The sequence below is a fragment of the Streptomyces sp. BoleA5 genome (genome assembly GCF_000373665.1).
In the GTDB taxonomy this organism is placed as follows: domain Bacteria; phylum Actinomycetota; class Actinomycetes; order Streptomycetales; family Streptomycetaceae; genus Actinacidiphila.
This window is the reverse complement of record NZ_KB892154.1, coordinates 162,090-174,640: the sequence shown is the minus strand read 5'-3', so window position 1 is coordinate 174,640 and position 12,551 is coordinate 162,090. Positions and strand designations below refer to the sequence as shown.

12 protein-coding genes are annotated in these 12,551 nt (G+C 72.0%); 7 read left to right on the top strand and 5 right to left on the bottom strand.

Annotated elements, in window-relative coordinates; genetic code table 11:
• Positions 1–10 precede the first annotated feature (10 nt).
• The 3 genes from B085_RS45055 to B085_RS0137800 are packed head-to-tail and all read right to left on the bottom strand — an operon-like array spanning position 11 to position 2,930.
• Positions 11–1,660, bottom strand: a complete 1,650-nt coding sequence (locus B085_RS45055) for an FAD-dependent oxidoreductase (protein ID WP_018563797.1) — start codon at positions 1,658–1,660, stop codon at positions 11–13.
• A complete protein-coding gene (locus tag B085_RS45050; protein ID WP_018563796.1) occupies positions 1,657–2,337 on the bottom strand; it encodes a DUF5987 family protein in 681 nt (226 codons plus the stop codon). Before B085_RS45050 ends, B085_RS45055 begins: the two co-directional genes overlap by 4 nt.
• Positions 2,338–2,339: 2 nt before the next feature.
• Positions 2,340–2,930 (bottom strand): hypothetical protein, encoded by a 591-nt coding sequence (locus B085_RS0137800; RefSeq protein ID WP_018563795.1) that lies wholly within the window; start codon positions 2,928–2,930, stop codon positions 2,340–2,342.
• A gap of 194 nt (positions 2,931–3,124) precedes the next feature.
• Here B085_RS0137800 and B085_RS0137795 point away from each other — a divergent pair, with 194 nt between their 5' ends.
• From B085_RS0137795 to B085_RS0137775, 5 genes are all read left to right on the top strand, one after another.
• Entirely contained in the window at positions 3,125–3,814 is a 690-nt protein-coding gene (locus tag B085_RS0137795) for a FadR/GntR family transcriptional regulator (protein ID WP_018563794.1), read from the top strand.
• Between the two features lie 307 nt (positions 3,815–4,121).
• On the top strand, positions 4,122–4,697 hold the full coding sequence (locus B085_RS0137790) for an SRPBCC family protein (protein ID WP_234018738.1): 576 nt from the start codon (positions 4,122–4,124) through the stop codon (positions 4,695–4,697).
• Positions 4,694–5,212: a YrhB domain-containing protein gene (locus B085_RS0137785; protein ID WP_018563792.1), complete on the top strand. Its 519-nt coding sequence runs from the start codon at positions 4,694–4,696 to the stop codon at positions 5,210–5,212. Before B085_RS0137790 ends, B085_RS0137785 begins: the two co-directional genes overlap by 4 nt.
• A 271-nt stretch (positions 5,213–5,483) precedes the next feature.
• The gene (locus B085_RS0137780; RefSeq protein ID WP_018563791.1) at positions 5,484–6,227 is read left to right on the top strand and encodes an HAD family hydrolase; all 744 of its coding nucleotides are present in this window, start codon (positions 5,484–5,486) and stop codon (positions 6,225–6,227) included.
• A complete protein-coding gene (locus B085_RS0137775; protein WP_018563790.1) occupies positions 6,224–8,563 on the top strand; it encodes a glycoside hydrolase family 65 protein in 2,340 nt (779 codons plus the stop codon). Before B085_RS0137780 ends, B085_RS0137775 begins: the two co-directional genes overlap by 4 nt.
• Positions 8,564–8,749: 186 nt before the next feature.
• Here the strand turns inward: B085_RS0137775 and B085_RS0137770 are convergent, their stop codons facing one another.
• Positions 8,750–9,964: an MFS transporter gene (locus B085_RS0137770; RefSeq protein WP_018563789.1), complete on the bottom strand. Its 1,215-nt coding sequence runs from the start codon at positions 9,962–9,964 to the stop codon at positions 8,750–8,752.
• Between the two features lie 160 nt (positions 9,965–10,124).
• Here B085_RS0137770 and B085_RS0137765 point away from each other — a divergent pair, with 160 nt between their 5' ends.
• Both B085_RS0137765 and B085_RS0137760 read left to right on the top strand, forming a co-directional pair.
• Positions 10,125–10,595 (top strand): MarR family winged helix-turn-helix transcriptional regulator, encoded by a 471-nt coding sequence (locus B085_RS0137765; RefSeq protein WP_018563788.1) that lies wholly within the window; start codon positions 10,125–10,127, stop codon positions 10,593–10,595.
• 169 nt (positions 10,596–10,764) lie between these two features.
• Positions 10,765–11,592 carry an aldo/keto reductase gene (locus tag B085_RS0137760; protein WP_018563787.1) on the top strand — a complete coding sequence of 276 codons (828 nt, stop codon included), beginning with the start codon at positions 10,765–10,767 and terminating at the stop codon, positions 11,590–11,592.
• Positions 11,593–11,685: 93 nt separating this feature from the next.
• On the opposite strand, the gene B085_RS0137755 is transcribed toward B085_RS0137760, so the two are convergent.
• Entirely contained in the window at positions 11,686–12,549 is an 864-nt protein-coding gene (locus B085_RS0137755; RefSeq protein ID WP_018563786.1) for an alpha/beta fold hydrolase, read from the bottom strand.
• Between the last annotated feature and the right edge of the window lie 2 nt (positions 12,550–12,551).

Below are 12,551 nucleotides of genomic sequence, written 5' to 3'. Positions count from 1 at the left end.
TGAGGGAGACTCAAGCCCCCGCGCGGACCGCCACGGCCCGTGCCGCCCGCGCGACCTCGCCCCGGCCGGTCGCGCCGGTGAGCGGATCGCTCGGGGCGTAGCGCACGGCGGCGCCGTACTGGGCGCAGCGGGCGGCGATGGCGGGGCAGGCGCGTTCGGCGAGGGCCGCGATGGTCAGGGAGGGGTTGACGGTGAGGGAGGTGGGGACGGCCGAGCCGTCCGTCACGAACAGCCCCGGGTGAGTGCGCAGCTCGCTGAGCTCGGTCAGCGCGGAGATCGCGGCGGAGTCGCCGAGCCGGCAGGAGGCGAGGGGGTGGGCGGTCACCGTGCCCGCCACGTCCTCGCTCCACGGACGGACGGTGGCGAGGCCGTCCCGCTCCAGCACCGCCCGGGTGTGGGCGTCGGCCTCGGCCCAGCCGCGCCGTGTGCCGGACGTCGGCGTGAACCGCATGGTGCCCAGGCCCAGCCCGTTGGCGAGCCGGGTGAAGCTGCCGGTGAGGGGCGGCACGCCGAAGCTGCCCTCGGCCTCGTCCTCCGTCATGGCGAGCACGGTGAGCCAGGAGCGCCAGCGGGCCCGCATCTGCTTCTTGGCGACGCCCGACCAGCGCTGCCCCGCCGTCTGGGCGAGGGTGTTGGTGACGGCCGGGAAGTAGATCTGCTGGAGGGTGAAGCGGGAGAACTGCGAGGCGCTCGCGTCGAGGCGGTCGAACGACGCCGCGGTGATCGGCATCCCGATGTGCAGCGCCTCGTACGCCGCGGTCGCGCTGCGCGACAGGCCGAGCAGGGAGCGGACCTTGCCCTCGTCCATCTCCGCGACGCTGACCCGGTCGCCGTTGCCGGAGAAGTAGCCGCCGACGGCCGGCGGGACTCCGCCGAGGGCGAGGGCCGACCGCTGGAGGAGGACGGGTGTGCCGACGGCGCCCGCCGCCAGCACCAGGACCTTGGTGTGGAGGGTGCCCGCTCCGGTGGGGCAGGTGTAGTCCGACGGATCGAGGGTGATGTGGTCGACGGCGTAGCGGTGGCCGGGGACCGTGGACGGGCGGATCAGCTGGACCTCGTGCAGCGGCCGGATCTCGGCGCCGTGGGCCTCGGCGGCGGGCAGGTAGTTGAGCAGCATGGAGCGCTTGGCGCCGAAGCGGCAGCCGGACAGCATCCAGTTGCAGTCGGTGCAGCGTGCCCGGTCGACGGCGACGGGCACCGGGTTGCAGGTGTGCCCGGCGCGGTCGCAGGCCGCGGCCAGCACACCGCCGGCGTAGGAGACGTCGGGCCAGTCGAGTTTCGTCACGGGCAGGGCCTGCTCGACCTGTTCGTACCAGGGGTCGAGGGCGGCGCGGCTGAGGGAGGCGGGCCACAGCCGCCGTCCGGCCGCGTCGCGCCGGTCGAAGACGAAGGACGGCGCGCGCAGTGACGCGGCGAAGTAGACGACGCTGCCGCCGCCCACGCAGTTGCCCGCGACGACCGAGATGCCGTCGCCCTTGATCACGTCGACGATGCGGGGGTAGGCGCCCAGGTCGAGGTCGTGCGTGAAGTCCTCGGTGGCGAGGCGCGGTCCGCGTTCGAGGACGGTGACCCGGGCTCCCGCGGCGGCGAGGTGGTAGGCGGGTATCGCGCCGCCGAAACCGCTGCCGATGACGAGGACATCGGTGGTCTGGGGGCTCATGCGGGGCTCCCGGAGGGGGTGGTGGCGGGATGCGGCCCGGCGAGGGCCGTGCCGTAGGAGTGGGCGGGGTAGCGCCACAGGCCGTCGGCGTCGGGCGGCGGGAAACCGGTCCAGACCAGGCCGGGGTGGCCCTCGGCGAGGGCCTGCGCGGTGTGGCGGTGCGCGGCGGTGTCGAAGGCCAGGCCGACGAGGAAGGCGAGCAGTTGCCAGATCGCGCGGTCGAGGTCGTCGGCCTGGAAGAGCCTGGCGACCAGGGTCGTGCGGTGGTCGAAGGAGAGGCCGACGAAGGGCGGGCGGTCGATGGGGAGCGGGATGAGCTTGCCGACCGCGTAGACGGTGGCACGCGCGTCCAGCAGTGCCGCGATGCCCGGCAGGAGCGGGTTCAGCGGGAGTTCGGGGGAGGTGAGGAGGGCGATCACGCCGGCCTGGACGGCTCCGGGGCCTGGTGCGGCACCGGCGATGGCACGGTCGGAGGACGAACGTCGCTCCCCCGGCACAAGGGTGTCGGCGAAGGCCTCGAGGGTGGAGACCGGCCAGGAGCCGAGCGAGGCGGCGGAGGCGGCGGAGGCGGCGGAGGCTGAGGGCGCCGCCACCGTGCCCAGCGTGGGCAGCGCCGCGACGGCGGCGGCCAGGCCGCGCAGCACGGCACGCCGGTCGATGTCCGGGGCGGGGGACATCGTCACCGGCCCGCGCAGAGCAGGCTGAAGGGCAGGGAGACGGCCAGGCCCGTCTCGCCCGCCTCGTCGCCGTAGGCCTCAAGGACGTCGGCGAGTTCGGGCACGTGCGGGCGCAGTGCGGCCACCAGGTCGCCGATGCCCGCGGTGACCCCGCCGACCTTGAAGTTCGTCAGGAGCATCGCCGCGCGGCGGCCGCGCTTGTCGAACCAGTAGCGGCCGTCCCAGGAGACGTACGGGACGGCTCCGGTGGTGGACTGCACGCTCCAGTGGTCGCGCTGGTAGTAGCGGCACACGGGGAGGGCGAGCGCGAACCGGGCGGGTTCGGCGAGCAGGAAGCGGACGGCGCCGCCGTTGTCGAGCGTGATGTCGCGCTTGGAGTACTCCACGCACACCGGGTCGGAGAGCCACAGCCAGGGGTCGGGCGTCTCCCCTTCGCCGTACGCGTGCCAGTCGCAGGCGGCGGCGAACGGCGGCTCGGTGTACGGATCGGGGGCGTTCGCAGAGGCCGGTGTGGCGGCGGTGGCCGCGGTCGCGGCCAGCAGGGCGGCCAGGGCCGATGTGAGCAGGCGTGAGGAACGGCGGAAGCGGGGCATGGGCAGACTCCGGCGGTCGTGGGGGCAGGGCGTACGGGGCCTGGGCACCACGCAGGATGCCGCTGACGGGACGTCAGGGCAAGGGGTTGAACACAGACTCATTGAATGAGTGGCTCATCCACTGCGGAGAATGTTGACGCGCCGCCCCCCTGCCCGGTGGGCTGGGGCCGGACCGCTTCGAGAGGACGACCACGGTGGAGCCACTGCCCCGCGAGACCATCGTCGACGTACTGGAACGCCGCCTGCAGGAGGACATCCTGGACGGCACCCACCCCGCCGGCAGCCTGCTGCCCCCCGAACAGCGCCTGGCCGAGGGGTACGGCGTCACCCGCACCACGGTGAAGCACGCCTTCGGCCGGCTCACCCAGGCCGGGCTCCTGGAGACCCGCCACGGCGTCGGCACCCGGGTCCGCGACTACCTGCGCCTGGGCGGCGCGGACCTGCTGCCCATGCTCGTGCGGCACAACCCGGAATGGCTGGCCGACATCTTCGAGGTCCGCGCCGGCGTCGGCGCGTTGATCGCCGAACGCGCGGCCGCGAAGGCCACTCCCCCGCAACGCACCCGGCTGCGCGCCCTCCTGGAAGCCGTCTCCGCGGCCGCCGGACCCGACGCCGTCCAGCTGGCCGACGCCGAGGTCCACCGGGCCCTCGCCCGGGCCACCGGCAACCGCGTCTACGTACTCCTCACCAACACCCTCTTCGCCGCCTACCTGCCCCTGCGCGCCCGCCTCGTCGCCCCCTTCCGCGACCCGGCCGAGGCCGCCGCCCGCCTGGACCCCCTGGTCACGGCGGTCATCCACGGGGACACGACCGCCGCCCGCACGGCGGCGCAGGCGTACCTCGCCGAGACGCAGCGCATCATGCTGGAGGCGCTGGAACCGTAGGAGGGCCGCACCGGGCCGCCCCGGGCCGCACCGGGCCGCACCGGGAAGCGGCTCTGCCTGTGCCCGGTCCGCGGCAGGGGCGGGACTCGCGGGCGGGATCCGCCCGCGCGCGTGGAGATCGCCGAGCCCACGACGCCCCCGCAGGGCACGCACACCCCTCGCTGGCCCCCGGCCCCCCGACACCGCTCCGCTCCGGGAAATACCGGATGCCGACGGGCAACCCACGCATGCCCTCCAACGGGTCTTGACCGCACCCCACAAAAGAGAGAGCATTGCTCTCGTCAGTAAGCGATGCTCTCCATGGGGGATGATGATGAAGCTGCTCTACGCGGGCCCGTCGCTGCGGGAACTGCACGAGGAGTACGCCAAGAAGGGCCGGCTGGACGAGCGCGCGCCGGTCGCCTCGACGAGTTCGGTCACCGTGGACGCACCCGTCGCCGAGGTCTGGCGGCTGATCAGCGACCTGCGCGCCTGGGACACGTGGCGCTCCGACGCCCGCGTCGTCGAACTGGGGGCCGTCGAACCGGACGCACGCTTCCGCTGGAAACTCCGGGGGACGCCCATCACGTCCTCCTTCGCCGTGGTGGCGCCCGAGCGGGAGCTGTGCTGGACCGGTGTGGCGATGGGGTGGATGAAGGCGGTCGACCGGATGCGGATCGCGCCCACCGACGACGGCCGGACGGTCGTCACGATCGAGGAGTCGCTCTCCGGGCCACTGCTCTCGCTCTTCTACGACAGCGCCCGGCTCCGCCAGGGCCACGAGGAGATACTTCGCATGCTGAAGGCCGCCGCGGAGGAGGGCCGGGGCCTCGGCCCCGCCGGGACCCGTGACGATGGGACGACTGGCCCGGCCCGGGCCGATCGCGGGATGCTCACCCCATGATCGAGCGCGAGGAAGCGGTCCGGAGGGTCCAGGAGCACCTGGACCTGCACTTCCCGGGGCGCATGGCGGTGGTGGAGGCCGAGGAGCACGAGCTGGCGTGGATCGTCCTCTACCAGTCCGCGGAGTACGTCGGGACCGGGGACTCGCGCCACCTGCTGGCCGGCAACGGGCCCTACCTCGTGGATCGCGTCGACGGCAGCATGCACACGATCGGTCCGGTGGACTACCTCATGGGCGGATGGGAGGAGGAGTACCGGGCCCGTGTCCGCGGGATGCCCGTACGGACCGCGGTGGACGAGCTGGACGACCGGGTCCGCGCGTCGGCGGCCGCTCGCGGCCGTGTGTTCGCCATGGTCGAGCTGCGGGAACGGATACCGGCGCTCGGCCCGGCCGAAGCACTGGCCTACGTGACGGCCCTTCAGGGCGGAAGCGCGGCTCCGCGGGGTCCGCTCGCCGTCGTCACCGAGACGCTCCTGCCGTACCGGGAGCCCGTGGTCAAGACGGTCGCCGGGTGAACACGAAGACGCCGGCCAGGACGGGGGAAACCTGACCGGCGCCGGTTCGATGTGCGGGGCCGCGGTGGCGGTCGCCCCCGGCAAGGGGCTCCGTGGGGCTTCAGCCGAACGATCGTCCCCACGGGCGAAGGGATGAGGCCCGGGGTCACTGGCCCACTCACGGCACCCGCATGTGTTGTGTAACCACGCACTTGCCCGGATTGTTCCCGCGTCCCGGTGGTCCGCGGCCGTGGAAGGCATGCCGGTGGCCTGCTGCGGGGAAGCGCGTTGCATGACGAAGACCGGTCTCCCGGAGGGCATCCGGGCCTGCCTGTTCGATCTCGACGGAGTGCTGACCAAGACCGCGGTCGTGCACGCCGCCGCCTGGAAGAAGGTGTTCGACGACTTCCTGCGGCACCGGGAGGGTGCGGACTTCCGCCCCTTCGACAAGGTGGCCGACTACGACGAGTACGTCGACGGCCGTCCACGCGCGGACGGCGTCCGGGCCTTCCTGGCCTCCCGGGGCATCGAGCTGCCCGAGGGCTCCGCGGACGACCCGCCGGAGCGCGACACCGTGCAAGGGGTGGGCAACCGCAAGAACGAGATCCTGCTGGAGAAGATCCGCACCGAGGGCGTCGAGGCCTATCCGGGTTCCGTCCGCTACGTGAACGCCGTGCGGGCCGCCGGCCTGCGGACGGCGGTGGTGTCGTCCAGCGCCAACTGCCGCGACGTGCTGGTCGCGGTCGGCATCGAGGACCTCTTCGACGTGCGCATCGACGGCGTGGTGGCCGCCGAGCGCAAGCTCCCGGGCAAGCCGAACCCGGACACCTTCCTGGAGGCGGCGCGCGAGTTCGGCCTGGAGGCGAAGGCCGCGGTGGTCTTCGAGGACGCGCTGGCAGGCATGGACGCCGGCCGCTCCGGGCACTTCGGCTACGTCGTGGGGGTGGACCGGGTGGGCCAGGCCGACGCATTGCGCGCGCACGGCGCGGACATCGTCGTACGGGACCTCGCCGAGCTGCTGGAGGCCGACGCGTGATCAGCCACTCCTCCTATGTGGTCGAGCCGTGGTGCGTGCGGGAGACCGAGCTGGACCTCGAGGTGCTCGCCCAGAGCGAGTCGGTGTTCGCCCTGTCGAACGGCCACGTCGGCTGGCGCGGCAACCTCGACGAGGGAGAGCCGCACGGGCTGCCCGGCTCCTATCTGAACGGTGTCCACGAGCGCCATCCGCTGCCGTACGCGGAGGCGGGCTATGGCTATCCGGAGGCCGGCCAGACCGTCATCAACGTCACCAACGGAAAGATCATCCGGCTGCTCGTCAACGACGAACCCTTCGACGTGCGCTACGGGCGGCTCGTCTCGCACGAACGCGTCCTCGACCTGCGCGCCGGGCATCTGCGCCGCACCTGCGAATGGACCTCGCCGGCGGGCTGCACCGTCCGGGTGACCTCGACCCGTCTGATCTCGCTCACCCAGCGGTCGATCGCCGCGGTCGTGTACGAGGTCGAGGCCGTGGACGACGTGCGGCTGGTCGTCCAGTCCGAGCTGGTGGCCAACGAGCAGTTGCCGAAGACGTCGGGAGACCCCCGGGTCTCGGCCGTACTGGACTCCCCCCTGCAACCGGAGGAGAACCAGGCACTGGACAACCGGCTGCGCCTGGTGCACTCCACGTCGGTCACCGGTCTGCGGGTCGCGGTGGCGGCCGACCACGCCGTGGAGGGACCGCCGTCGACGCGGAGCTTCAGCGAGAGCGGCGACGACACCAGCCGGCTCACCGTCACCAGCTCCCTGGCGGCCGGGGAGAAGCTGCGCCTGGAGAAGATGGTCTCCTACGGCTGGTCCCAGGTCCGTTCGCTGCCCGCCGTGCGCGACCAGGTGGAGGCGGCGCTTGCGGGGGCCCGCAGCACCGGCTGGCAGGGGCTGTGCGACGAGCAGCGCGACTACCTCGACGCCTTCTGGTCGCGGGCGGACGTGGAGATCGACGGCGACGCCGAGATCCAGCAGGCGGTCCGGTTCGCCATGTTCCACGTCCTGCAGGCGGGCGCGCGCGCCGAGCAGCGGGCGATCCCGTCGAAGGGCCTGACGGGCTCGGGCTACGACGGGCACTCCTTCTGGGACACGGAGACCTTCGTCCTTCCGCTGCTCACCCTGACCTCTCCGGAGTCCGTCGCGGAGGCCCTGCGCTGGCGCCAGGCCACACTGCCCGCCGCCCGGGAGCGCGCCCACCAGCTCGGCCTCAAGGGCGCGGCCTTCCCGTGGCGCACCATCGACGGCTCGGAGGGCTCCGGCTACTGGCCGGCGGGCACGGCCGCGTTCCACATCAACGCGGACATCGCCGACGCCGTCATCCTCTACGTCTCCCTCACCGGCGACGTGGACTTCGAGCGCGAGACGGGCGTGGAGATCCTGGTGGAGACCGCGCGCATGTGGCACTCGCTCGGCCACCACGACCCGCACGGGAACTTCCACATCGACGGGGTCACCGGGCCCGACGAGTACAGCGCCATCGCGGACGACAACGTGTACACCAACCTGATGGCCCAGGCGAACCTGCGGGCCGCCGCCGACATCGTCGAACGCCACACGAAGGAGGGCGCGGCCCTCGGAGTCGACGACGAGGAGACGGCGGCATGGCGGGACGCGGCCGCGGCCATGACCGTGCCGTACGACAGCGCGATCGGCGTCCACGAGCAGTCGGCGGGCTTCACCCGGCACCAGGTGTGGGACTTCGCCGCCACGCAGCCCGACCAGTACCCGCTGATGCTGCACTTCCCCTACTTCGACCTGTACCGCAGGCAGGTGGTCAAGCAGGCGGACCTCGTACTGGCGATGATCAAGCAGCCGCAGGCCTTCGACGACGAGCAGAAGGCCCGCAACTTCGCCTACTACGAGCCCCTGACGGTGCGGGACTCGTCCCTGTCGGCGTCGATGCAGGCGATCATGGCCGCCGAGGTCGGCCATCTGCGCCTCGCCTACGACTACCTGGGCGAGGCGGCGCTGATGGACCTGCACGACCTGGAGAACAACACCCGCGACGGGCTGCACATCGCCTCCCTCGCCGGCACGTGGGCCGCCCTGGTCGGCGGCTTCGGCGGGATGCGGTACCGGAACGGCTGCGCCGCCTTCGCGCCCCGGCTGCCGGAGAAGCTGCGGCGGCTCGCCTTCACCGTGCAGGTGCGGGGACGGCGGCTGCGGGTGGAGATCACCGGAGCGGCGGCGACGTACACCCTGCTGGAGGGGGAGCCGCTGGAGCTGCGGCACTACGACGACCTGTTCACCATCGGCATCGACCACCCGCAGACGCGCAAGGTGCCGACCCTCCCCGCGCGTACTGCCCCGGAGCAACCGCCGAGCCGCAGCCCCCGGCACCGCTGAGCCGGCCGCCTTGCCGGTCGGCGGCGAGGCGGCCGGTTCCCCAGTCGTTGTCCAGGGGCAGTTCGAGTCCGAGGGTGAGCCGCCGATGGGAACCGGTGAGGCGGGTGAGGGCGGTGCTGGTCATGGTGCGGGCTCTCCTCGGGTGCGGTGTCGGGTCCGCGGTGCCGGCGGTCCCGGCGCGCGCGATCAGTGCCGGGAGGTGAGGGCGGGCTCCCCGGCGGGCGCGGTCCCGGCCACGACCCGGCCGTGCCGGCCGCCGCGGCCCTTCTCCAGTGCGGCGGAGACGACCGCGAGCACGAGGGCGGAGGCGGTCAGGACCGCCCCGACGAGGTTCGGCGAGGTGTAGCCGTGGCCCGCGGCGATCACGACCCCGCCGAGCCAGGCGGACAGGGCGTTGCCGAGGTTGAAGGCGCCGATGTTGACGGCCGAGGCCAGGGTGGGGGCCCCCGAGGCCTGGTCCAGGACCCGCTTCTGCAACGGCGGCACGGTCGCGAAGCCCAGGGCGCCGATGAGGAAGATCGTGGCCCCTGCGGTGAGTTCGTTGTGCGCGGTGAGGGTGAACAGCGCCAGCACGGCGGCCAGGGCGCCCAGCGCCGTGTACAGCATCGGCATCAGGGCACGGTCGGCGTACCTGCCGCCGATCAGGTTGCCGACGACCATGCCGGCCCCGAAGAGCACCAGCAGCCAGGTGATGGAGGAGTCGGCGAAACCGGTGACCTCGGTCATCATCGGGGCGATGTAGGTGATGGCCGCGAAGACGCCCCCGAAGCCGAGCACGGTCATCGCCATGGCCAGCAGGACCTGCACGTTGCGGAAGGCGCCCAGTTCGTGGCGCAGGCGCACGCCCTGCGGCTTCGGCATGTCGGGCACCAGCTTGAGGACACCGGCCAGCCCGAGGACGCCCAGGCCGGCGACGACGAAGAAGGTCGTACGCCAGCCGGCGCTCTGCCCGATGAAGGTGCCCAGCGGCACGCCTATCACGTTGGCCACGGTGAGCCCGGCGAACATCATGGAGATCGCACGCGCCTTCTTCTCCGGGGCCACGAGGTCGGCCGCGACGACCGAGCCGATGCCGAAGAAGGCGCCGTGGGTGAAGGACGCGAGGATGCGCCCGGCCATCATCACGCCGAAGGCGGGGGCCAGGGCGGAGACCAGGTTGCCGAGCACGAACACACCCATGAGCAGCATCAGCATGTTCTTGCGGGACACCCTGGTGCCGAGCAGCGTCATGATCGGCGCGCCGATCATGACTCCGAGTCCGTAGCCCGTCACGAGCAGGCCGGCAGTGGGGACGGACACCCCGAAATCGGTGGCGACCTCGGGCAGCAGGCCCATGATCACGAATTCGGTGGTTCCGATCCCGAAAGCCCCGATGGCGAGGGCCAGGAGCGCGAGAGGCATGGCGGAGACCTTCCGGAAATTGCAGCGGCATCTAACAGGCGCCCACAATAATTGCAGACGCGCTATAACGTCAAACGCTGGACATCTGCGGGCGGCGGCTTACCATGGCCAGTGGAGGATCACCGCCTCTGCCCGCAGCCGCCGCACAAAGGGGACCTCGATGACCGCCACCGATCCGGCACTGACCGCCCTCGCGCAGGGGTGGCACGCCCTGTCCCTGCTGCACGGCCGGATCGAGGGCCAGATCGAGAAGCAGTTGCAGACCCACCACGACCTGAGCGTGCGTGAGTACTCGCTGCTCGACGTCCTCAGCCGCCAGCACGACGGCGAGGGTGGCCACCTGCAGATGCGCCAGGTCGCCGACGCCGTGGTGCTCAGCCAGTCGGCGACGACCCGCCTGGTCACCCGGCTGGAGGACCGCGGCCTGCTGGCCCGCTACCTCTGCCCGACCGACCGGCGCGGCATCTACACGAACGTGACCGAGGACGGCCTGAAGCTGCTGGAGGAGGCCCGCCCGACGAACAACACGGCGCTGCGCGCGGCGATGGACGAGGCGGCCCTCGTCCCGGAGCTCGCACCGCTGGTCAAGGCGGTGGAGGACCTGCAGGGCGCCAAGGTCCCCGCCTCCTGACGCAGCCAATCGGCGCACGAAGTTATTCGGCGCTTGCAATTAACCGCGTACGCAATTAATCTGGTCGTGGAGCACGGGAAGGGCGCGTCCCCCGCCCCTCCCGGGTCGTTCACCCGTCCGCACTCGCACCGGCGCACACCACCGGCCGCGACGCGAAAGGATCAGCACCATGACCACCCCCACCCCGGACATCACCCTGAACAACGGCGTCACCATGCCGCAGCTCGGCTTCGGCGTCTTCCAGGTGCCCGACGCCGACACCGCCGCCGCCGTCACCGCCGCACTCGAGAACGGCTACCGCAGCATCGACACCGCGGCGATCTACGGCAACGAGGCAGGCGTCGGCCAGGCCCTCGCCGCCTCCGGCGTCGCCCGCGACGAACTGTTCGTCACCACCAAGCTGTGGAACGGCGACCAGGGCTACGACAGCACCCTCGCCGCCTTCGACGCCTCCCTCGCCAAGCTCGGTCTCGACCACGTGGACCTCTACCTGATCCACTGGCCGGCTCCGGCCCGCGACACGTATCTGGACACCTGGCGGGCCTTCGAGAAGATCCACGCCGAGGGCCGGGCCCGCGCCATCGGCGTCTCCAACTTCCAGCCCGCGCACCTGCAGCGCATCATCGACAACAGCGACGTCGTCCCCGCCGTCAACCAGGTGGAGCTGCACCCCCAGCTCCAGCAGTCCGAGCTGCGCGCCTTCCACGCCCGGCACGGCATCGCCACGGAGGCGTGGAGCCCGCTCGCGCAGGGCGCCGTCCTGAGTGACCCGGTCGTCACCGGTATCGCCGACCGCCTGGGCAGGACCCCGGCCCAGGTGATCCTGCGCTGGCACCTGCAGCTCGGCAACGTGGTCATCCCCAAGTCGGTGACGCCCGAACGGATCCGCCAGAACATCGACGTCTTCGACTTCGCGCTCTCCGACGCGGACATCGCGGCGATCACCGCCCTCGACAGCGGCACCCGCATCGGCCCGGACCCCGACACCTTCAACTGACCGCCGGGGGCCGGGGCCGTCCTGTCCGCCGGCCCGCCGGTCCGCACCCCGCGAACCGGCGGGCGGCCCTCGAGCACACATGGCGCACGTGGCTCAGGAAGCGGTGCGCTCCTCGATGCGCCGCAGCGCCTGCTTGAGGTACCCGGCGAAGCGCGGGTAGTTCTCGCTCATCGGGAAGTGCCCGATCTCCTGCATCTCGATGAACTCGGCCCCACGGATCTGCTCCGCGGTCCGGGCCCCGTCCGCGGGGGTGGTCAGGTAGTCGTACTCGCCGGTGAGCATGACGACCGGGCAGCGCTCCCCGTCGATCTCCCCCAGCCTGCCGCGCAGGTCGTGGTCGACGGAGTAGAAGTAAAGGTCGCCCTTGAACGCCTCCGAGCCCTGGCTGTAGTAGAACCAGGTCGCCCAGCGGTCCGCGTCGGGCGACTGCGGGGCCATCAGGTCCCACACCCCGCTGGCGCAGACCTGCGCCGCGTTGGCGTGCGGATGCTGCCACCAGTCGAGGTAGAAGCCCGGGGAGTAGTCCGCCCCCTCCACGGGGATCACCGCCTTGAAGCGGTCCGGATGCCGCAGCGCCAGCTGCAGGGCCACGTTCCCGCCGAAGGAGGAGCCCATGAAGATCGGGTCCTCCAGGCCGAGCGCGTCGCAGAACGCGGTGATGAAGGCGACGTAGTGGTCGGCGGTGAGCTTGTACTCCTCCTTCCACCAGTCCTTGTTCAGTGGCGGGTCCGACTTCCCGTGGCGCGCGAGGTCGTAGGCGATGACGCGGTGGTTCGCGGTGATCTCCTCGTCCTCCAGGAGGCCGCGCCACTGGTGGTTGTGGCAGCCCGCCGTGTGCTGGCACACCAGCGGCTGCCCCTGGCCGTTCTCCAGGTAGAAGACCTTGTACTGGACGTCCTCCACGTCGATCGTGACGTAGTGGCCGGTCACCGGGGAGATACGGGAGGCGGTGCTCATCA